This window comes from Glycomyces sp. MUSA5-2 (genome assembly GCF_037034145.1).
Lineage (GTDB): Bacteria > Actinomycetota > Actinomycetes > Mycobacteriales > Micromonosporaceae > Glycomyces > Glycomyces artemisiae.
In genome coordinates this window covers 826,162-846,129 of sequence record NZ_JBAGKG010000001.1, presented here as the reverse complement: position 1 = coordinate 846,129, position 19,968 = coordinate 826,162, and the positions used below count along the sequence as shown (strand labels likewise).

Sequence of the window (19,968 nt, the reverse complement as noted above, 5' to 3'; positions counted from 1 at the left end):
TCGGGACAATGCCGTCTCAAAGCGCGCCGTCGCAAAGCGCGCCGTCCGCGGGCACGCTCTCCCGCCGCGGCCTCATGCGCGGCGCGGCCCTCGGCGCGGCCGCGGCCGCCGGCGCGGGCGCCCTGTCCGCCTGCGCCCCTTCGGCGGGCGGCGGCTCCGGCGGCACGACGCTCACGATCATGGCCCCGGAGAACGAGTTCAGCCCGGAGTTCCTCAAGTCCGCCGAGGCCGAGCTGGGCGTCACGATCAAGCGCGTCGAGGTCGACCCGACGAAGCTCACCGCGATGCTCGCCAGCGGCACCGCCCCCGACCTGGTGCGCGGCCTCGGCGCCGTCGAGACGCCGTACATCGTCGCCCGCGACCTCGCCCTGCCCCTCGACGACTACTTCGCGTCCAGCGAACTGCTCAAAGCGGACGACATCGACCCCGTCAACGACGTGTGGCGCTACGACGGCAGCGTCCAGGGCCAGGGCCCGCGCTACGGCATGGCGAAGGACTACTCCCAGGACGCCATGTTCTGGTACAACACGGCGCTGTTCGACGCCGCGGGCGTGGCCTACCCCTCCGAGACTGAGCCGGTCACCTACGACGAGTGGCTCGACATGGGCAGGGAGCTGACGCAGAAGGACGGCGACACGACCACCGTGTACGGACTCTCGGCGGGCGGGCTCGGCCTGTTCATCAGCCTCGCGAACATGACCGCCTCCGCGGGCGGGAGCCTCCTGTCGGAGGACCTCGGCGCCGTCGACTTCTCGTCCCCCGAAGGGCGGCAGGCCCTCCAGTGGTACCTCGACTACGCCCGCGCGAGGGTCGGCTTCAGCCCCGTCGAGCCGAACCCCGACGGCTGGGACTGGCCCCCGTACCAGACCTCGCGCCTCGCGGTCTCCTGGTCCGGCTACTGGTTCGGCGGCGCGATCGCCGCCGAGGCCGAGCTCGCGGCCACCTCCCGCCTCGCCCCCGCCCCGACCATGGGCGGCGAGCGCCTCAGCCCCTGCTACGGCGCCACCGGGTACTGGATCCCCAAGGCCTCCAAGCACCAGGACGAGGCGTGGCAGCTGTTCGAGTGGTTCATGGGCGGCGACCCCGCGAAGGAGCGCGCCGCCGGGGGCTGGGGCCTCCCGAGCCTCCTGTCGCTGCGCGCCGACCTGCCCACGGGCACGCCCGCGCAGGAGCAGGCCCTCGCCGCGGTCGAGGCCGAGACCGACTACTTCAAGGTCCTGTCGTTCTCCCCGTACGTGAAGGTGGAGGCCCTCGACGCGGTGCTCAACCAGTACCTGCCCGATGCGATCGGCGGCGACGCGACCGCCGCGTCGCTCGCCGACACCCTGAACACCGACATGAACGCGCTCCTCGACGAGGGCAAGGAGCTCGTCAAGTGACCGCGGTCCTCGAAGCCGCACCGCCCCCCGAGGCGCCCGCCCGGCCCCGCTTGCGGCGGGGCCGGGCGGGCCAGCGGCCCCGCACGTTCTACCTGTTCGTCGGCCCGTGGATCGCCGGGTTCGTGCTCCTGACGGTCTTCCCGCTCGGCTACGCGTTCTGGATGAGCCTCACCAACACCGACGGCCTCTCCCCGAACTGGTCCTATGTGGGCCTCGACAACTACGTGCGGGTGTTCCAGGACGGGCAGACCATCGCCTCCCTGGGCCGCACCGGGATCTTCATGCTCGCCACGGTGCCGACGGGGGTCGCGGCGGGGCTGCTCATGGCGGTGCTCCTCAACCGCGACTTCCGCGGCCGGGCGCTGTTCCGGGCCCTGTTCTACCTGCCCGCGGTCGTCCCCGGCGTCGCCGCGGCCCTGACGTTCAAGATCATCTTCGACAAGAACGCGGGCGCCGCGAACGCCGTCATCGGCGCCGCGGGCGGCGAACCCGTCTCGTGGCTCGCCGACCCATACGTGCGGTTCGTGCTCATCCTCATGATCCTGTGGGGCGTGGGCGGATCCATGATCGTCTCGCTCGCCGCGCTCCAGGACGTGCCGCGCGAACTCCTCGAAGCGGCCAAAGTGGACGGCGCGGGCCCGGTCTACTCGTTCTTCAGGATCACCCTGCCGCTGCTGAGCCCGATCATCTTCTTCCAGGTGGTCACCGGCGTCATCGGCTCGCTCCAGGTGTTCGTGCCCTCGCTGCTCCTCGCGCCGGTCAACGGCCCGGCCGCCGTGACCGCGGTCCCCGAGGGCAACTACTTCTTCATGGTCCACGTCTACGCCGAGTACTTCGCGAAGAGCCACTTCGGGTACGCCTCGGCGCTCCTGTGGGTCCTGTTCCTGTTCGTGCTGCTCATCACCGGCCTGGTCTTCAAGCTGGGGAACCGGGCGGTCTTCTACGGCGGGGTCGACCCGTCCGACCCGAAGGAGGGCCGGTGACCGAGCGCATCGCCCGCCGGGCCCGCGTCACGGCCCTGTACATCTCGCTCATCACGCTCGCCGTGGTCTTCTCCGGGCCGCTCGGCTGGCTCATCCTCACCTCGCTGAAGGCCCCGAGCGAGCTCTCGGTGTTCCCCGTCCAGTGGTTTCCCGCCGAACCCCAGTGGCACAACTACATCGACGCCCTCACCCACATCGACTTCCTCGGCTACGCCCGCAACTCGCTCATCCTGGCGACGATCACGTCGGTCCTCACCACCGTCTCCTCGGCGTGGATGGCGTACGGCTTCGCCCGGCTTTCGGCCCCGGGCAAGAAGTTCTGGTTCGGGCTCCTCATCTCCACGATGATGATGCCGGGGATCATCACGCTCATCCCGACCTACCTCATGTTCGCGAAGCTCGGCCTCGTCGACACGTACGTGCCGTGGATCCTCTGGGGACTCTCGGGCGCCGCGTACATGGTCTTCCTGTTCCGGCAGTTCTTCTCCGGCATGCCGAAGGAGCTCGAAGAGGCCGCGATCCTCGACGGCTGCGGCCACGTGCGCATCTTCTGGCGCATCTTCATCCCGCAGTCCTGGCCGGTCCTCGCCGCCTGCATGGTCCTGACGTTCACCGCGAGCTGGGGCGACTTCATCGCCCCGAGCCTCCTCCTGAGCGCCGACCGCACCACCCTCGCCGTCGCCATGACCGCGGGCTACGTCAACGAGAAGGGCTTCCCCGTCCAGAACCTCCTGGCCGCCGGCAGCACCATGTTCATCCTCCCGGTCCTGCTGATGTTCCTGTTCTTCCAGCGCTTCTTCGTCCAGGGCTTCTCGACGTCCGGACTCAAATAGCCGTCCGGCGCCTGGAGTCTCGGCCAGGCGCCGGCCACCGCCGGGGGCGGCGGACCGAACGGGTCAAGACACCGGTCCGCCGCCCCGCCGCGAGCACCACCACTTCGACCGCGACGCCTCCAGGAACGCGATGATGAGGATCGGCGCGATTACCCCTGTGCAGTCGAGCGAGACGTGCATCGACTCGCCCGAGGCGTCGAACTGCGACTGCATGGACAAGAACACCATCACGGCGCTCACCCCGAAGTACACGTACTCCGCGATCACCGCGGCCTTCCTCGCCGACGCGCTGCGGCGCCAGATCATGACCGCGAACACGGGCCGCAGCACCAGGAACGCCATGTTCATCGCGATCGCGACGCCCGCGGCGGCGAGGGCGAGCGCCCCCATCCCGCCGAGGTCCGAGCCGAGCGCGAACCGGAGGAACCCGAACGCCGCCAGCGTCGCGGTCGCATTGCAGATCCCCATGGCGAACCCGATCCACAGCATGATCACGGCCGTCAGCGTCACCCCCGGCATCCGCGGCGGCCCCGGCGGCAGCCCGTAGCCGTAGCCGGGAGGCGGCGGGTACTGCCGAGGCGGTTGCGGATGCCATTGCGGCCCAGGCGGTTCCGGCTGCGGCTGGGAAGGGTCGGTCACCGGTATCGTCCTCGAATCATCCGTGCTGGTCGCCGTGCGGCGCCGGCTTCCTGAACATCGCCTCCTCCGCTCCGCCCCGAGAGGCTTCGGATCGAGACTGATCCGCCCACCGTGCGCCCCCCTTGCACCCGAACGGCATCCGATCCGCATCCAGGGGCACGCGAAACGGGACGCGGCTGCCTATGCTGGAGGACGTTCGCTTCCGCCGACGGCGCACCACGGAGATGACGGGATGCTCCAGTACCGGATCCTCGGGCCGCCCGAGGTCCTGCGGGACGGCCGCGCCGTCCCGCTGCCGGGCCTCGTCCCGATCCGGCTCCTCGCGATCCTCCTCCTCGAACCCGACCGGGCCGTCCCCATGCACCGCCTCATCGCGGGCCTGTGGGCCGACGACCCGCCCGCGACCGCCCGCCGCCAAGTGCAGAACAAGGCCGCGCTCCTGCGCCGCGCCCTCGGCGCCGACGCGATCACCCCCGCCGGGGACGGCTACCGCGCCACCCTCCGCGACGCCGCCCTCGACGCCGACGACTTCCACCGCGCCCTCCGCGACGCCAAGGCCCGCAACAACACCGGCGACCACGCCGCCGCCCTCCAGCACCTGCGCGACGGCCTCGACCTCTGGCGCGGACCCGCCCTCGCGGGCCTCACCGGACCCCTCCTCGAATCCGGCGCGCGGCGCCTCGAAGCCGCCCGGCTCGACGCCGTCGAACAGCGCATCGACCTCGAACTCGCACTCGGCGACCCGCCCCCCGTCGCGGAACTGCGCGAACTCCTCGACGCCGACCCCCTCCGCCAGCGCACCGCCGCACAGCTCATGCGCGCACTCCACGCCACCGGCCGCACCCCCGAAGCGCTCCAGGTCTACCGGCAGATCCGCACCGCACTCGCCGACGACCTCGGCCTCGACCCCGCCGCCCGCCTCCAGGCCGTCCACACCGCGATCCTCCGCGCCGACGACACCCCGACGCCGCCCGACCCGATCCCGACCGCGCCCGAACTCCTCCCCGCACCGCCCGCCGCACTCGCCGGACGCGACGACGCCCTCGCCGACCTCGACAAAGCCCTCCAACTCGGCAACCTCGCGACCCTCTCCGGACCCGGCGGCGTCGGCAAGACCGCACTCGCCCTCACCTGGGCCGACAGGCACCGCGACCGGTACCCCGACGGGCAGCTCTACCTCGACCTCCACGGCTTCGACGCGGGCGAACCGCTCCCGCCCCGGCAGGCCCTCGCCCAGTTCCTCAAGGCCCTCGGCCAGACCGACGCCGCCGACCCCGACGACCTCGACGAAGCCGTCAGCACCTACCGCCGCCTCCTCTCCGGCAGGCAGGTCATCGTCGTCCTGGACAACGCCCGCGACGCCGCACAGATCCGGCCTCTCCTCCCGCGCACCCCCGGCAGCCTCACCGTCGTCACCAGCCGCAACCGGCTCACCGGCCTCGAAGCCCTCGACGACGCCCGGCCCGTCCCCCTCGAACGGCTCGACACGGGCGCGAGCCTGGACCTCCTCGCCGCGATCCTCGGCCCCGAAACCCTCACCGCCGCACCGGAAGCCGCCCGCCGCCTCGCCGACCTGTGCGGCGGCCTCCCGCTGGCACTGCGCATCGCCGCCGCCAACTTCACCGCCCAGACCCGGCACGACCTCGCCGGGTTCGCCGCCGAACTCGCGGGCGCGGACCGCCTCGACGCGCTGGCGATCGACGGCGACCCGGATGCGGCGGTCACGGCCGTGTTCGACAACTCGCTGCGCGCGCTCGACGCCTCGGCACGGGATGCGCTGCTGCGCTTGGGTTTCGTGCCCGGCGGCGAGGTCCGCTCCGGCATCGCGGCGGCGGTGACGGGCCTGCCGCCCGCTGAGGTCGAGCGGACGCTCCGCCGATTGGAGACGGTCCACCTCCTCGAATCCCCGCGCCCCGGCCGCCTCCGGTTCCACGACCTCGTCGCCGAGTACCTGCGGCGGCGCTCCACTGCGGAACTGACTGCGGCGCAGCAGGACGCGATCATGGACGGCGCCTGCGACTGGTACGCCGCGCACCAGTACGACCTCGCGTCCGAGGACTACCCGGAGGTCGCCCGCGTCTTCCGGGCGTGGCGGGCGCACCGTCCCGCCCTGCGGCTCGCGCCGGTCCTCGCCCGGTTCACGACGCTCGGACAGGACGTCGCCGACATCCTCGCCCTCGTCGAGTCAGCGGACCGGGAGGCCGCCCGGCACGGCGACGCCGACGACCGGTACCGGATCGCCGTCGCGCTCTCGCACCTCCACTGCATGGCAGGGAATCCGCACTCCGGCGCCGACTTCGCCCGCCGCGCGGCCGCCGAAGTCGCCTCGCTCCGCGACGGCGACGCGGAGGGCCGCGCCCGCGGCAGCCTCGGCGCGACCCTGGGCATCCTCGGCCGGCTCGACGAGGCGGAACCGCTCCTGCGCGAGGCCCTGGACGCCGCCGAAGCGGCCGGGCAACCGCAGCAGGCGCTCGGCCATCTCGCGAACCTCGGTGTGACGCACTGGTACCGGGCCCGGTTCACCGAGTCCGAACACGCCTTCGAACGCGCCGTCGCCCTGGCGGACGAGCTCGGCGACGCCGCCGCCGCGATGGAATCGCGCACCGGCCTGGCGATCCTCTGCCTCGACACCGGCCGCCTCGACGCCGCAGCCGCCCGCATCGCCGAGGTCGCCGCGGCGGCCGACGCGGCCGACTCCGAGCGGTTCCGCATCATGGCGCTGCTGTGGGGCGGCGAGCTGCACCGGCTCCGCGGCCGATACGAGGACGGCATCCGCGAGGCGACCCTGGCGCTCGACATGGCGCGCGAGTCCGGTCGGCACCCGACCGCCTGGTCCGCGCAGAACGTCCTCGCCGACCTCCTCGGCGACGCCGGACGCCCGCACGCCGCCCTCGAACTCCTCCGCCCCGGGCGGACCGAGCGCAGGCAGCTCGCCTACGTGCGCAGCGCCCGGCGCGACCACCTGATCTGCAAGCTCCGCAACGGCATCGGCGATTTCGGCACGGCCGCCGACCACGGCCGCCGCGCCCGCACCGAATTCGCCGAGATGCCCGCCCCGCTCTGGCACGCCCGCACCCTCGCCGCACTCGCCGAATCGCACCGCGGCCTGGGCGAGGAGGAGACTGCAGCGGACCTCGACCGTCGAGCGGAGCAGACCTTCACCGAACTGGGCTGCCGCTGAAGGGCTCAGGCGCGCTACCCGGGACGACGCACTGACCCGCCCGCAAGGACATCGGTCCGGTCGCCGTTGTCGATCGCCAAGGCGCCGTTGACGAAGACGTACGGGATGCCCGCGGCCTGGCGGCGGGGCTCGGCGAACGTCGACCGCGCGTCCACAGTGGCGGGATCGAACAGCACGAGGTCCGCCGCGAAGCCCTCCTTGACGAGGCCGCGGTCGGGGAGCCCGAGGACCGCGGCGGGGCGGCCGGTCAGGTGGGCCACGCATTCCTCGACGGTGAACAGGCCGAGCTCGCGCGTGTAGTGGCCGAGGTAGCGGGCGAAGGAGCCCCAGGCGCGGGGATGGATCTTGTCCCCGGCGAGCACGCCGTCGGACGATCCCGTATGGACCCCGTGTCGCATGATCGCGCGCACGTTCTCCTCGTTGCCGACGTGCATGAGGCACCCGGTCCCGAAGTCGTCGCGCACCAGCAGGTCCAGGAAGAACTCGGCGGGCCGCTGCGCGCCCGCGGCCTCGGCGACGGATCGGCCGACGTAGCCGCGCAGCTCGGGGTTGGCGACGCCCGCGATCTCGTACCGGTCCCAGTGGCCGGGCACGCCGTTGGCGCCGTCGGTGCCCGTGACGTCGAGCTCGTGGACGATCCGGGCCCGCGTCTCGGGGCTGTCGAGCCGTTCCCGAAGCGCCCCATAGCCTCCGGCGAGCGACCAGCTCGGCAGGAGGGCCGCGAGCATCGTCATGCCCGGCAGGTACGGGTAGGTGTCGAGGCTGACGGGCACGCCCTCGTCGAGCGCCTCGTCGACGAGCTTCAGGAGTTCGGCGGCGCGGCCCGCGTTGACCTCGTAGTTCAAGGTGGCGTGCGCGAGGTGCAGGGCGCAGCCGGCCTCGCGCGCGATCTGGATCATCTCCGCGTAGCCCTCCATCGCGCCCGCGCCGTAGCTGCGCTGGTGGGGGCCGAAGTAGCCGCCGTACCGGGCGACCACTGTGCACAGTTCGACGAGCTCCGCCGTGGCGGCGTACATCCCCGGCGTGTAGCTGAGCCCTGCGGAGAGCCCGAACGCGCCTTCTTCCATGCCTTGGGCCACTTGGGCTTTCATGGCGGCGAGCTCGGCGCCCGTGGGCGGGCGGTCGTCCCAGCCCATTGCGAGCATCCGGACCGTGCCGTGGGGGACCAGGTAGGCGGCGTTGACGGGGATGCCGCGGCCGTCGATGCCCCGGTCGAGGCGGTCGAGGTACTCGCCGACGGTGCGCCAGTCGTACTCGACGTCGAGGGGGCCGTTCCATGCGGCGATGGCCTCGCGCATCTGCGGCGCGGTGGCCTCGTCGACGGGGGCGTAGGAGAGGCCGTCCTGGCCGAGCACTTCGAGGGTGACGCCCTGGCCGAGCTTGGCGAGGTGGTCGTGGTCGGAGAGGACCGCGAGCTCGGAGTGGGCGTGCATGTCGATGAACCCGGGCGCGAGCACGAGCCCGCCCGCGTCGATCGCCTTCGCCCCGTCGAGCCGCTCGCCGATCCCGGCGATCCGGCCCTCTCGGACGGCCACGTCGGCCCGGAACAGGGGCGCGCCGGTCCCGTCCGCGACGGCGGCGCCGCGGATCACGAAGTCTCCTGTGGTCACTGCGCGCCCTCCCCGTCGGCGAAAAGTCGGCCTAGTCTACGCAGGCCAGCGCGTCGACCTCCACCAGCATCTCGGCCCTCGGGAGCGTGCAGATGACCGTCGTGCGGCACGGGAACGGCGCGGCGCCGCCGATCTTCTCGTCGAGGAACGCCTCGTAGACCTCGTTCATCGCGGTGAAGTCGGCGCGGTCGGCGAGGTACACCCGAAGCATCATCACATCGCCCATCGACGCGCCGCCCGCCTCGACGATCGCCGCCACATTCTCCAGCGTCCGCCGGGTCTGCGCCTTCACGTCACCGGGGAAGAGGTACTCGCCGGTGGCCGGATCGACCGGCCCCTGCCCGGAGACGGTGAGCAGCGGGCCCTTGCGCACCCCCTGCGGGAAGGCATGCGCGGGGGCGGGAGCGGCATCGGTGTGGATCGCGATCTTCTCGGTCATATAGTGAAGATACCTTCCAGTAAGCAACGGCCCAGCCGACGGCGCCACAATCGCCCCCCGGCCGGGCCGAAGGCCCGGTCGGCCACGCGAGGCTCAGCCGTCGGCGCAGCCAACGGCGGGCGACCGCCGACCGGCCGGGTCCGGGCGTTGGCTCAGCCTACGGCGGGTGCCCGCCGACCAGGCGGGGTCCGGCCATTGGCCCGGCCAACGGCCGTCGCTCGCCGACCGCATCGGCGTGGCCGAATGCGGAGCCTGCCGGTCAGGCGGGCTCCCGCGATCGGCCCGGCCAACGACGGCGACGCCAACCGAGCCGGGCCCGGCTCGCCAGCTCAGCCGAGCGCGGTTCGACCGCACTCGGCCCGGTTCCGACCCGAGGAGACCCGCGCATGATGGACACGGCCCGCCTCGACGCCCTCCGCGACGAGGTGCTCGATTGGCGGTACAAGGGCATTCCGGCTGCGGCTCACGGGCTCACGGTCGCGGAGTGGCTCGCTTCGGGGGCCCCCTCCCCCTCCCTCCCCACCCCCCTCGTATCGATATCGGACCAGGCTCTGGAGCACAATCTGCGGGCCATGGCCGCGTGGTGTGCCGACCGGGGGCTTGCGCTCGCCCCTCATGGGAAGGCCACCATGGCCCCGCAGTTGTGGCGCCGCCAGCTGGATGCCGGGGCTGCCGCGATTACGGTCGCTACCTCCTTTCAGGCCGGGGTTGCCCGCCACTTCGGCGTGCCCCGCATTGTCATCGCCAACCAGATCGCCGATCCGGCCGAGCTTGTACGACTAAGCGTATGGGCAGGTGAAGGCACTGCCATCGGACTTTTTTCCGATTCGGCCCTGACCTTCGTCAGGGGTGCCGGGGACTGGGCCGCGCCGTTGGACGTGTACGTCGAACTCGGGAACCCCGGCGGCCGGGCCGGGGCGCGGAGCGTCAAGGAGGCGCTTGAAGTCGCCGCGCAGATCGAGGCCGCGCCGCATCTGCGGCTCGCCGGGGTGGCCGGATACGAGGGGTCGGTGACCGGCGGGACCGACGCAGCGTCGATCGCCGCCGTCGACGACTACCTCGGCGACCTCGCGACCCTCTTCGAGGCGTTGGACTTCGAGACCGACCGGCCCGTCGTCAGCGCGGGCGGCAGCGCCTACTTCGACCGCGTCGCCGCGATCCTCGGGCCGCTCGCCGACCGGGCCGAGGTGCTCCTGCGCTCGGGCTCCTACCTCGTCCACGACCACGGCTTCTACGCGCGCATGACCCCGACCGCGCGCGGCGGCGACGGCCCGGAGCTGCGCCCGGCGCTCGAAGGGCGCTCCCGCGTGATCGCAAGGCCCGAACCGGGACTGGCGATCCTCGACGGCGGCCGCCGCGACTTCCCCTACGACCAGGACCTGCCGATCCCCCTGGGGCTCAAGGGCACCGAGTGTCCGCAGATCAGCGACCAGCACCTGTTCCTCACCGGCGCGGTCGACCGCCTCGCCGTCGGCGACACCGTGCGCCTCGGGTTCTCCCACCCGTGCACCAGCTTCGACAAGTGGCGTCTCATCCCTGTCGTGGATGAGGAGACCGGCACCGTGGTCGACGCCGTCCGGACCTTCTTCTGAGGTGGACCGCTAAGGGCGCGGCCCGGAATCCTCGGCGCCCAAGGCCTCCCGGATCGCGTCCACCGCGGGGCGGTTGCCCGGCAGCCACGGGACCGAGTCGAGTTCCTCGGGCTGGAGCCAGCGCAGTTCGGCGTGCTCCTTCGCGTGCGGCTCGCCGCCCGCGAGCGCGGCGTAGTAGACGCGCAGCAGGTACCGGCCGTCGCCGGTGGAGAGGTCGCCGGTGACGCGCTCGCCGACGGTGATGTCGACGCCGAGCTCCTCGCGGCATTCGCGGCGCAGCGCCTCGGCCTCGGTCTCGCCGGGTTCGAGCTTGCCGCCGGGGAACTCCCAGAGCCCGGCCAGCGCGGGCGGATAGGCGCGGGCGGCCGCGAGGACCGCGCGGCCGTCGCGGATCGCGGCGCCGACGACGATGCGGGGGACGCTGCCGGGTGTGCTTGCTTCGCTCACCGGCAGGAGTCTAGGCCGGTGGGGCAGAAGGCGGCCGATGGGTCCGTTGCCGGGCTGAAGGCGTTTCGTTATCTTTCGTGCGAACGATGACGATGCGTGATGACCAGTGAGCATCCTGTTGCTCATACGTTCGGTTGATATCGCATGGGCCGGGTGGTCAGGAATCGTGTCCGTCGGCACAGAACCAGACAAGAACTGTCCCTGAATTTCCGCAATGACCGTTTAATCCCGTTTGCCGGTCTGGACAGAAGCTGAACAACGCGGAAGACTCGGTTTTGAAATGATAAAGATCCGGCGACAATTCAGACACGAACGCCCCTCGTGACTGTCGGATCCCTGTCAGACCAACCTTACTGATCGGTCGCGGCCCTGCAATGGCAGGGCACAGCTCTGCTGGACGCGGCACTTCGGAACGGCGACGACGGATGGCGACGGTGCCATGGGGAGAACGGAGCAAGACGACAACGTGCTGCTGGATGCACTGAGGGAGCTCAACGGTTGGGTAGCGGACGACGGCCGCCTCTCGCGGTCGCTGCCGCTCGACGACTCCCAGCACGCCGAGCTCGCGGAGCAGATCAAGATCTTCGCCGACACGCTCGGCGTCCGCCCGGACGTGCGGCGGACCGACGAGGCCACGCTCATCGTGCTCGCCCGCGAGGGCGGGTTCAGCCTCACCGACGTGACCTTCGCCGGACGCGTCGAGACCGCCTACATCACCATCGCCGGGGACCTCGCGGCCGAGGAGACCCACCTCTCCAAGGGCCGCTTCCGCTGGCTCAGGCGCGGCGAATAGCCCGTCCGCGGACGGATCTGCTCACGGGCGGCGATGACAAGGCGAACCGCCGGGAACCCCACCTCCCGGCGATCCGCCGAACACCGCGAAGGCCCGCATCCTGTGCGGGCTTTTCGCTTGCGCCGCTTACAGCGCGGCCGGACCCGAGACGGTCCCCGGCGCCTCGATGAGCGCCCGCGCCTCCGGCTCCTTCACGACCTGCGCCGGGGACGGCGCCAGGCCGGCGGCCGCTCCGGCCCGGTTCGCACTGCCGCGCATCGCGCCCGGCACGATCACCAGGGCCAGGACCCCGACCGCCAGGAGCGGGACCGACACGAAGAACACCGTGCCCGCCGCGTCGTCGGCGCCGAGCAGCGGGAGCACGATCCACCCGGCCAGCACCCCGGCGATCCCGAGCACCCCGACGACGAGCGTCGCCATGGTGAGCCGCCCGAAGGCGGCCATGGACCGCGCGACGCGCTCGTCCATCGCCTGGAGGTCCGCGAGGGCCACCGGCCGCGCGGTGGCGTAGCGGAGGTACTGCAGGCCCTGCGGCGCCTCGCGCCGCGGATCGGAGTGGTCCCGGGCCTTCGGGTAGGACTTGACGACCGTGCCGTCAGCGGTGACGTGCCACCGGCTCCCGGGGGTCGGATCGCTCATGCCGCCTGCCTTTCCGCGCCGGGTCCTGCCCCGGCGGCGCTCGACGCGGGGCCGGCGGCCCCGCCCGGTCCCCGAGTATCCCCGCCCGCCGCAAATCCGGGCGGGGCCCCGGCAGTGCGCGGTGTCGATAGGCTGGCGCCATGATCACGAGGATGGACAACGTCGGCATCGTCGTCGAGGACCTCGCCGCGGCGGTCGCGTTCTTCCAGGAGCTCGGGCTCGAACCCGAAGGCACGGGCATGGTCGAGGGCGAGTGGGCCGGGCGCGTCACCGGCCTGCCGGGCCAGCGCGTCGAGATCGCGATGATGCGCACCCCGGACGGCCACGGCCGCCTCGAACTCTCGCGCTTCCTCGAACCCGCCGTCGCCGCGGACCACCGCCGCGCGCCCGTGAACGCCCTCGGCTACCTGCGGGTCATGTTCGCCGTGGACGACCTGGAGGCGACGATCGAGCGCGTGCGCCCGCTCGGCGGGGCCGTGGTCGGCGAGGTGGTCAACTACGAGGACGTCTACCTGCTGTGCTACCTGCGCGGACCCGAGGGCGTCCTCATCGGGCTCGCGCAGGAGCTCGGCTGAACCGGGCGAGGCGCTAGACGTTGAAGCGGAACTCCACGACGTCGCCGTCGGCCATGACGTAGTCCTTGCCCTCCATGCGGACCTTCCCGGCGGACTTGGCGGCCTGCATGGTGCCCGCCTCGACCAGGTCGTCGAAGGACACGATCTCGGCCTTGATGAAGCCGCGCTGGAAGTCGGTGTGGATCTCGCCCGCGGCCTCGGGGGCGGTCGCGCCCTGCTTGATCGTCCAGGCGCGCGTCTCCTTCGGCCCGGCCGTGAGGTACGTCTGGAGGCCGAGGGTCGCGAAGCCGACGCTCGCGAGGCGGTCGAGGCCCGGCTCGGTCTGGCCGGTGGACTCCAGGAGCTCCAGGGCCTCGGCCTCGTCGAGGTCGATGAGCTCGGACTCGAACTTCGCGTCGAGGATGACCGCCTGCGCGGGGGCGACGAGCGCGCGGAGCTTCGCGGCCAGCTCCTCGTCGGCGACCTGGTCCTCGTCGACGTTGAACACGTAGATGAACGGCTTCGCGGTGAGCAGGTGCAGGTCGTAGAGCAGTTCGGTGTCGAGGCCCGCGGCGAAGACGGTGCGACCGGAGTCGAGGACGGCCTGCGCGGCCTGGACGGCCTCCAGCTTCGGCTTGGCGTCCTTGTTCATGCGCGCCTCGCGCTCCAGGCGCTTGAGGGCGTTCTCGATGGTCTGGAGGTCGGCGAGGATCAGCTCGGTGTTGATCGTCTCGATGTCGTCGACGGGGGAGACCTTGCCGTCGACGTGGGTGACGTTCCCGTCCTCGAAGACGCGCACGACCTGCGCGATGGCGGAGGTCTCGCGGATGTTCGACAGGAACTGGTTGCCCTTGCCCGCGCCCTCCGAGGCGCCCTTGACCAGGCCTGCGATGTCGACGAACGTGACGGTGGCCGGGAGGATCTTCTCCGAGGAGTAGATCTCGGCCAGCTTCGGCAGCCGGTCGTCGGGGACGGCGACGACGCCGACGTTCGGCTCGATCGTCGCGAACGGGTAGTTCGCCGCGAGGATGTCCGAGCGGGTCAGCGCGTTGAACAGCGTGCTCTTGCCGACGTTGGGCAGGCCGACGATACCGATGCTGAGTTTCACGAGAACCGATTCTAGGCGGGGCCGCGCCGCGCGGCTGCGGCGCGACCTCGCGATGTGCACTGGGACGGCCCGGGGGCGGCGCCGGGCCGGGTCCTACGCGGTCAGGAGCCCGATCCCGAGGGTCAGGGTCCCGGCGGCGAGGCTCGCCGCGCCCGCGTAGAGGAGGGCGATCGCCCTGTTGGGCTCGGTGCGGCCCTTCCCGGCCATCGCGGCGAAGAACCCGCCGGACATGAGGATCGCGGCGGCGGGGATCCCGGCGCGGGCGATCCAGCCCCACGCGCCGTCGAGGCCGGTGGCGTCGGCGAGGACGAGCCCGATGAGGCTGAAGATGACGAGGACGCCCGCGTGGGCGTGCCCGGCGCGGGAGAAGGACTTCTGGAACTCGGTGAAGGGCACCTTGCCGCTGGCGATCCGGACCAGGAAGGTGCCGCCGAACTCGATGGTGACGACGGTGAGGAGGACGATCCCGGCGAGGAGCCGGGAGGCGTCGCTGAGGGCGAAGGCGGAGTCGAACATCAGGGGCTTCCAATCTCGTGGCGGTGCTGCATTTGAAGGTACCCAGCTGTCTTGACAGTGTCAAGTTCGAATCTTGACAATGACCAGTGTCGTTTGACACTGTCAAGATCCGCGGTACAGTGGTCCCCGTGACCGACCGCTACCACCACGGGGACCTCCGCCGCGCCCTCATCGACGCCGCCGTCGAGGCCGTCGCCGAGGCCGGGCCGAGCGCCCTGAGCCTGCGCGCCGTCGCCAAGCGCGCCGGCGTCTCCCACGCCGCACCCGCCCACCACTTCGGCGACAAGGCCGGGCTCCTCACTGCCGTCGCCGCCGAGGGCTTCGACCGCTTCGCCGACGCGCTCGAACGCACCTGGGACGCCACCGGCGACTTCGCCGCCGTCGGCGCCGCCTACGTCCGCTTCGCCATCGACCACAAGGCCCACTTCGAAGTCATGTTCCGGCCCGAGCTGCTCCACACCGACGACCCCGACCTCAACCGCGCCGAAGCCCGCTCGCGCGCCGCCCTCCACCGCGGCACCGGCGCCGACCCCGAAGCCGTCTTCAATGTCCGCGCACTGGGCGCCTGGTCCCTCGCGCACGGCTTCGCCGAGCTGCTCATCGCCGGGAACTTCCCGCAGGGCGTGGCCGACAACCCGGAGGCCGCCTTCAAGGCCGTCGCCGCCGCAACGCTGCTGGGCGAATAGCGGCTCCGGTTCCGTCTGACTGACAGATCACAAGCAACTAAGTTGTGCACAACTTAGTTGCGCGCTATCTTTCTTCTCATGGACGCGACACCGAGACTCAGCGAGCAGGCGTGCTTCGCCATGTACGCCGCCTCCCGGGCCGTCATCGGGCTCTACCGGCCCATGCTGGACCGGCTCGGGCTCACCTACCCGCAGTTCCTGGTCCTCATGCTGCTGTGGGAGACCGACGGCCGCTCCGTCAGCGACATCGGCAAAGAGCTCCAGCTCGACTCCGGCACCGTCTCGCCGCTGCTCAAGCGCCTGGAGGCCGCCGGGTTCGTCGAGCGCCGCCGCGAATCCGACGACGAGCGCCGCGTCACCGTCCACCTCACCGACTCCGGCGCGGCCCTCGAAACCCGGGGCTGCGAGATCACCCAGGTCGTCGGCACCGCCTCCGGCATGTCCTACGACGAGCTGATCGCCCTGCGCGACCGGCTCAACGAGTTCACCGCATCCGTCGGCAACCGCGAATCCACCTCCGAGAACAACACCTCCGAGTAAAGGGGAAACCACATGGAACCGCTCTACGTTGCGCACGCCGTCTCCTCCGGCGAGGGCCGCAACGGCCACGTCGCCACCGACGACGGCCTCATCGACCTCGACCTCGCCATCCAGAAGGAGCTTGGCGGCCCCGGCGGGCTGACGAACCCCGAGCAGCTGTTCGCCGCCGGGTACGCGGCCTGCTTCCACTCCGCGCTCCAGGCGGTCGCCCGCGCCGCCAAGGTCGACCTCGGCGCGTCCTCAGTGGAGGCCAGCGTCGGCATCGGCAAGGAGGGCGAGGGCTTCGGCCTCAATGCCATCCTGGAGGTCTCCACCCCCGGCGCCCCCCGTAAGACCGCGCGGGCCCTGGTCGAGAAGGCCCACCAGGTCTGCCCGTACTCCAACGCCACCCGCGGCAACATCGTCGTGGAGATCGACCTCGTCCAGGCCGCCGGAGAGTAAGGCGCGCAGGCAAAAGGGCGGCCTCCGGTGAGGGGCCGCCCTTTCACGCGTCCTCAAGCCGAGGTCTTCCCCTTGCGGAAGATCTTGCGGCCCAGCCACACCAGCGGGTCGTACCGGTCCCCGGCCACGCGCTCCTTCATCGGGATGATCGCGTTGTCGGTGATCTTGATGTGCTCCGGGCACACCTCCGTGCAGCACTTCGTGATGTTGCAGTACCCGAGCCCCTGTTCGTCCTGCGCCGCCTCGCGCCGGTCGTCGCGCGCATCCAGCGGGTGCATGTCGAGCTCGGCCGCGCGGATGAACAGGCGCGGGCCCGAGAACGGCGGCTTGTTCTCCTCGTGGTCGCGCACCACGTGGCAGGTGTTCTGGCACAGGAAGCACTCGATGCACTTGCGGAACTCCTGGCTCCGCTCCACGTCGACCTGCTGCATCCGGTACTCGCCGGGCTTCAGGTCCGCGGGCGGCGCGAACTGCGGCATCTGCCGCGCCTTCTCGTAGTTGAACGACACGTCCGTCACCAGGTCGCGCACCACCGGGAACGTCCGCAGCGGCGTGATCGTCACCGGCTCGCCCTCCTCGAAGACGTTCATGCGCGTCATGCACATCAGCCGCGGCATGCCGTTCACCTCGGCCGAGCACGAGCCGCACTTGCCCGCCTTGCAGTTCCACCGCACCGCCAGGTCCGGGGCCTGCTCCGCCTGGATGCGGTGGACCACGTCGAGGACGACCTCGCCCTCGTTCACGGCGACGTCGAACTCGGCGAAGTCGCCGCCGTCCGCGTCGCCCCGCCACACCCGGAAGGTCCTCGTGCTCATCAGGCGTCCTCCGCTTCCGTCGGCCCGTATTCCTCGGGGGTCATGTACTTGGCCAGTTCACTGGTGTCGAAGAGCCCCAGCAGCTCCGGGGTCATGGCCGGGACGTCCTGCCGCGCCAGCGACACCTCGCCGCCGTCGAGCGTCGCCACCAGGTTGACGCGGCGCCACTCGGGGTCCATGCCCGGCGCGTCCTCGCGGGTGTGCCCGCCGCGCGACTCGTCGCGCTCCAGCGCGGCCTTCGCCGTCGCCACCGAGCAGACGAACATGTTCCGCAGGTCCAGCGCCAGGTGCCAGCCGGGGTTGTAGGCGCGCCCGCCCACGGCCGTGACGTTGTCGATCCGCGGCTTCAGCGCCTCCAGCTCCCGCAGCGCCTCCTCCAGCTCCGGGGCCTTGCGGATGATCCCGACCAGGCGCCCGTTGATCGCCTGGAGCGCCGCCTGGAGCTCGTACGGGTTCTCCCCGTCGTTCCCGAACGGCCGCAAGGCCTCCGCCTGGGCCGCCGCGATCTCCTCGTCGCTCAGCTTCGGCGGCTCCGAGGCCGTCGCGTGCTGCGCCGCGAACTCCCCGGCCCGCTTGCCGAACACCAGCAGGTCCGACAGCGAGTTGCCGCCCAGCCGGTTCGAGCCGTGCATGCCGCCCGAGACCTCCCCGGCCGCGTACAGCCCCGTCACCTTCGACGACGCCGTCTCGGGGTCGACCTCGATGCCGCCCATGATGTAGTGGCAGGTCGGGCCCACCTCCATCGGCTCCGACGTGATGTCCACATCGGCCAGCTCCTTGAACTGGTGGTACATGGACGGCAGCCGCTCGGTGATGTACTCGGCGCTGCGCCGCGACGCGATGTCCAGGAACACCCCGCCGTGCTCGGTGCCCCTGCCCGCCTTCACCTCCGAGTTGATCGCCCGCGCCACCTCGTCGCGCGGCAGCAGCTCCGGCGGGCGCCGGTTGTGGTCCGGGTCGGTGTACCAGCGGTCGCCCTCCTCGGGGTTGTCGGCGTACTGCGCCTTGAACACCTCGGGGATGTAGTCGAACATGAACCGCTTGCCCTCGGAGTTCTTCAGCACGCCGCCGTCGCCGCGCACCGACTCCGTCACGAGGATGCCGCGCACCGAAGGCGGCCACACCATCCCCGTCGGGTGGAACTGGATGAACTCCATGTTGATCAGGCTCGCCCCGGCGCGCAGCGCCAGCGCGTGCCCGTCGCCGGTGTACTCCCACGAGTTCGACGTGACCTTGAACGACCGCCCGATCCCGCCCGTCGCGAGCACCACCGCCGGGGCCGCGATTGCCATGAACCGGCCGGTGCCGCGCCGGTACCCGAACGCGCCCTTCACCCTCCCCTGCTCGATGAACAGCTCGGTGATGGTGGTCTCGTCGATGACCTGGAGCTTCGCGTCCCCTTCGCCGGCCGCCTCGTCGTCCTGCTGGAGCGAGACGAGCTTCTGCTGGAGGGTCCGGATGAGTTCGAGGCCGGTGCGGTCGCCGACGTGGGCGAGGCGCGGGTACTCGTGGCCGCCGAAGTTGCGCTGGCTGATCCTCCCGTCGGCGGTCCGGTCGAACAGGGCCCCGTAGGTCTCCAGCTCCCAGATTCGGTCGGGCGCCTCCTGGGCGTGGAGCTCGGCCATGCGGTAGTTGTTCAGGAACTTCCCGCCGCGCATGGTGTCGCGGAAGTGGACCTGCCAGTTGTCGTTCGCGTTGACGTTGCCCATCGCGGCCGCGGCGCCGCCCTCGGCCATGACGGTGTGCGCCTTGCCGAACAGGGACTTCGAGATGACGATGACGGTCTTCCCGGCCAGGCGCGCCTCGACGGCCGCGCGGAGCCCGGCGCCGCCCGCGCCGATGACGAGGACGTCGCAGGCGAGGTGCTCGACGTCGTTGAGGTCGTTGTCGCTCATACCCACTCCTGCTTATCCGATGAACCGGAGGTCGGTGATCCACCCGGCGGCCACGGCCATGACGTAGAAGTCCGTGAGCGCCAGCGACGCCAGCGTGATCCACGCCCACATCATGTGGCGGGCGTTGAGGGCGCTGGAGACCGTCCAGAACCGGTACCGCACCGGGTGCTTCGAGAAGTGCTTGAGGCGCCCGCCCATGACGTGGCGGCACGAGTGGCAGCCGAGCGTGTAGCACCACAGCAGGACCACGTTGGCCCACAGCACGAGGTTCCCCAGGCCGAGGCCGAACCCGTCGGGGGAGTGGAGCGCGAGGATCGCGTCCCACGTGTTGATGACGGAGATGAGGAACGCGGCGTAGAAGAAGTACCGGTGGAAGTTCTGGAGGATCAGCGGGAAGCGCGTCTCGCCGGTGTAGGAGGTGTGCCCGTCGGGGACGGCGCACGCGGGCGGCGACAGCCAGAACGACCGGTAGTACGCCTTCCGGTAGTAGTAGCAGGTCAGCCGGAACGCCAGCAGGAACGGCAGGCTCAGCGCGGCGTAGGGGATCAGCGGGTGGTCCGGGAGGAACCGTCCGAAGTGGGCGGCCTCGGGGACGCACCCGGTGGAGACGCACGGGGAGTAGAACGGCGTCAGGTAGTGGTAGTCGGCGACCCAGTAGTCGCCTTGGTAGAAGACGCGGAACGTCGCGTAGGCGACCCAGGCGGTGATGCCGAGCACCGTCAGGATCGGGCCCCGCCGCCAGTTGTCGGTCCGCAGGTTCCGCGCCTTGATGGCGGCCCGCGGCGACGAGACGGCACTGTCTTCGGTCGTGGTCATCAGCGCAGGATATCCCTGAACCTGTGACGTAAGTCCATGGGGTACATCACAATTACGAGCTT

19 protein-coding genes and 1 pseudogene are annotated in these 19,968 nt (G+C 71.3%); 10 read left to right on the top strand and 10 right to left on the bottom strand.

Annotated features, from left to right (window positions below; genetic code table 11):
- The first annotated feature begins 8 nt into the window (after positions 1–8).
- From WA640_RS04015 to WA640_RS04005, 3 genes are read left to right on the top strand one after another with little or no spacing between them, the layout of a single operon-like run.
- Positions 9–1,379 carry an extracellular solute-binding protein gene (locus WA640_RS04015; RefSeq protein WP_335986191.1) on the top strand — a complete coding sequence of 457 codons (1,371 nt, stop codon included), beginning with the start codon at positions 9–11 and terminating at the stop codon, positions 1,377–1,379.
- A complete protein-coding gene (locus WA640_RS04010) occupies positions 1,376–2,362 on the top strand; it encodes a carbohydrate ABC transporter permease (protein WP_335986189.1) in 987 nt (328 codons plus the stop codon). Before WA640_RS04015 ends, WA640_RS04010 begins: the two co-directional genes overlap by 4 nt.
- Positions 2,359–3,195 (top strand): carbohydrate ABC transporter permease, encoded by an 837-nt coding sequence (locus WA640_RS04005; protein WP_335986188.1) that lies wholly within the window; start codon positions 2,359–2,361, stop codon positions 3,193–3,195. The genes WA640_RS04010 and WA640_RS04005 overlap by 4 nt, the downstream gene beginning before the upstream one ends.
- Positions 3,196–3,258: 63 nt before the next feature.
- Here the strand turns inward: WA640_RS04005 and WA640_RS04000 are convergent, their stop codons facing one another.
- Positions 3,259–3,834 (bottom strand): hypothetical protein, encoded by a 576-nt coding sequence (locus WA640_RS04000; RefSeq protein WP_335986186.1) that lies wholly within the window; start codon positions 3,832–3,834, stop codon positions 3,259–3,261.
- A 232-nt stretch (positions 3,835–4,066) separates the two neighbouring features.
- Here WA640_RS04000 and WA640_RS03995 point away from each other — a divergent pair, with 232 nt between their 5' ends.
- Complete coding sequence (locus WA640_RS03995; protein WP_335986185.1) at positions 4,067–7,015, top strand: AfsR/SARP family transcriptional regulator; 2,949 nt, start codon at positions 4,067–4,069, stop codon at positions 7,013–7,015.
- Positions 7,016–7,029: 14 nt separating this feature from the next.
- Here the strand turns inward: WA640_RS03995 and WA640_RS03990 are convergent, their stop codons facing one another.
- Positions 7,030–8,625 carry an N-acyl-D-amino-acid deacylase family protein gene (locus WA640_RS03990; RefSeq protein WP_335986184.1) on the bottom strand — a complete coding sequence of 532 codons (1,596 nt, stop codon included), beginning with the start codon at positions 8,623–8,625 and terminating at the stop codon, positions 7,030–7,032.
- A 31-nt stretch (positions 8,626–8,656) separates the two neighbouring features.
- Complete coding sequence (locus tag WA640_RS03985; protein WP_335986183.1) at positions 8,657–9,064, bottom strand: RidA family protein; 408 nt, start codon at positions 9,062–9,064, stop codon at positions 8,657–8,659.
- A gap of 386 nt (positions 9,065–9,450) precedes the next feature.
- On the opposite strand from WA640_RS03985, the gene WA640_RS03980 reads away from it, so the two are divergent.
- Positions 9,451–10,656, top strand: a complete 1,206-nt coding sequence (locus WA640_RS03980; RefSeq protein ID WP_335986181.1) for an alanine racemase — start codon at positions 9,451–9,453, stop codon at positions 10,654–10,656.
- Positions 10,657–10,665: 9 nt separating this feature from the next.
- Here WA640_RS03980 and WA640_RS03975 read toward each other — a convergent pair whose 3' ends face one another.
- Entirely contained in the window at positions 10,666–11,109 is a 444-nt protein-coding gene (locus tag WA640_RS03975; RefSeq protein ID WP_442904682.1) for a (deoxy)nucleoside triphosphate pyrophosphohydrolase, read from the bottom strand.
- A 433-nt stretch (positions 11,110–11,542) separates the two neighbouring features.
- Between WA640_RS03975 and WA640_RS03970 the strand changes: the two genes are divergently transcribed.
- Entirely contained in the window at positions 11,543–11,896 is a 354-nt protein-coding gene (locus WA640_RS03970; protein ID WP_181245913.1) for a pterin dehydratase, read from the top strand.
- Between the two features lie 126 nt (positions 11,897–12,022).
- On the opposite strand, the gene WA640_RS03965 is transcribed toward WA640_RS03970, so the two are convergent.
- Entirely contained in the window at positions 12,023–12,535 is a 513-nt protein-coding gene (locus tag WA640_RS03965; protein WP_335986177.1) for a hypothetical protein, read from the bottom strand.
- Positions 12,536–12,675: 140 nt separating this feature from the next.
- On the opposite strand from WA640_RS03965, the gene WA640_RS03960 reads away from it, so the two are divergent.
- Entirely contained in the window at positions 12,676–13,110 is a 435-nt protein-coding gene (locus WA640_RS03960) for a VOC family protein (RefSeq protein ID WP_335986175.1), read from the top strand.
- A gap of 13 nt (positions 13,111–13,123) precedes the next feature.
- Here WA640_RS03960 and ychF read toward each other — a convergent pair whose 3' ends face one another.
- Together ychF and WA640_RS03950 are read right to left on the bottom strand one after the other, a co-directional pair.
- Positions 13,124–14,197, bottom strand: coding sequence for a redox-regulated ATPase YchF (gene ychF / locus WA640_RS03955; protein ID WP_106366138.1), 1,074 nt, complete (start codon positions 14,195–14,197; stop codon positions 13,124–13,126).
- 93 nt (positions 14,198–14,290) lie between these two features.
- Positions 14,291–14,713 carry a hypothetical protein gene (locus WA640_RS03950; RefSeq protein ID WP_335986172.1) on the bottom strand — a complete coding sequence of 141 codons (423 nt, stop codon included), beginning with the start codon at positions 14,711–14,713 and terminating at the stop codon, positions 14,291–14,293.
- 128 nt (positions 14,714–14,841) lie between these two features.
- On the opposite strand from WA640_RS03950, the gene WA640_RS03945 reads away from it, so the two are divergent.
- The 3 genes from WA640_RS03945 (at position 14,842) to WA640_RS03935 (ending at position 16,380) form a co-directional block, all read left to right on the top strand.
- A complete protein-coding gene (locus tag WA640_RS03945; RefSeq protein ID WP_106366140.1) occupies positions 14,842–15,399 on the top strand; it encodes a TetR/AcrR family transcriptional regulator in 558 nt (185 codons plus the stop codon).
- 78 nt (positions 15,400–15,477) lie between these two features.
- Positions 15,478–15,939, top strand: coding sequence for a MarR family winged helix-turn-helix transcriptional regulator (locus tag WA640_RS03940; protein WP_335986170.1), 462 nt, complete (start codon positions 15,478–15,480; stop codon positions 15,937–15,939).
- A 12-nt stretch (positions 15,940–15,951) separates the two neighbouring features.
- Positions 15,952–16,380 (top strand): organic hydroperoxide resistance protein, encoded by a 429-nt coding sequence (locus WA640_RS03935; RefSeq protein ID WP_335986168.1) that lies wholly within the window; start codon positions 15,952–15,954, stop codon positions 16,378–16,380.
- Between the two features lie 65 nt (positions 16,381–16,445).
- Here WA640_RS03935 and WA640_RS03930 read toward each other — a convergent pair.
- The 3 genes and pseudogenes from WA640_RS03930 to WA640_RS03920 all read right to left on the bottom strand — a co-directional run.
- Positions 16,446–17,195, bottom strand: a pseudogene (locus WA640_RS03930) (succinate dehydrogenase/fumarate reductase iron-sulfur subunit); the annotation flags it as partial.
- A complete protein-coding gene (locus WA640_RS03925; RefSeq protein WP_335986167.1) occupies positions 17,195–19,090 on the bottom strand; it encodes a fumarate reductase/succinate dehydrogenase flavoprotein subunit in 1,896 nt (631 codons plus the stop codon). The pseudogene WA640_RS03930 and the gene WA640_RS03925, both read right to left, overlap by 1 nt.
- 12 nt (positions 19,091–19,102) lie before the next feature.
- Positions 19,103–19,906 (bottom strand): hypothetical protein, encoded by an 804-nt coding sequence (locus tag WA640_RS03920; RefSeq protein WP_335986166.1) that lies wholly within the window; start codon positions 19,904–19,906, stop codon positions 19,103–19,105.
- Positions 19,907–19,968 lie beyond the last annotated feature (62 nt).

Coding starts and splice junctions, on each gene's coding strand:
- WA640_RS04015 (WP_335986191.1), top strand. CDS start 9: ATGCCGTCTCAAAGCGCGCCGTCGCAAAGCGCGCCGTCCGCGGGCACG.
- WA640_RS03995 (WP_335986185.1), top strand. CDS start 4,067: ATGCTCCAGTACCGGATCCTCGGGCCGCCCGAGGTCCTGCGGGACGGC.
- WA640_RS03985 (WP_335986183.1), bottom strand. CDS start 9,064: ATGACCGAGAAGATCGCGATCCACACCGATGCCGCTCCCGCCCCCGCG.
- WA640_RS03980 (WP_335986181.1), top strand. CDS start 9,451: ATGATGGACACGGCCCGCCTCGACGCCCTCCGCGACGAGGTGCTCGAT.
- WA640_RS03970 (WP_181245913.1), top strand. CDS start 11,543: ATGGGGAGAACGGAGCAAGACGACAACGTGCTGCTGGATGCACTGAGG.
- WA640_RS03965 (WP_335986177.1), bottom strand. CDS start 12,535: ATGAGCGATCCGACCCCCGGGAGCCGGTGGCACGTCACCGCTGACGGC.
- WA640_RS03960 (WP_335986175.1), top strand. CDS start 12,676: ATGATCACGAGGATGGACAACGTCGGCATCGTCGTCGAGGACCTCGCC.
- WA640_RS03950 (WP_335986172.1), bottom strand. CDS start 14,713: ATGTTCGACTCCGCCTTCGCCCTCAGCGACGCCTCCCGGCTCCTCGCC.
- WA640_RS03940 (WP_335986170.1), top strand. CDS start 15,478: ATGGACGCGACACCGAGACTCAGCGAGCAGGCGTGCTTCGCCATGTAC.
- WA640_RS03935 (WP_335986168.1), top strand. CDS start 15,952: ATGGAACCGCTCTACGTTGCGCACGCCGTCTCCTCCGGCGAGGGCCGC.
- WA640_RS03925 (WP_335986167.1), bottom strand. CDS start 19,090: ATGAGCGACAACGACCTCAACGACGTCGAGCACCTCGCCTGCGACGTC.
- WA640_RS03920 (WP_335986166.1), bottom strand. CDS start 19,906: ATGACCACGACCGAAGACAGTGCCGTCTCGTCGCCGCGGGCCGCCATC.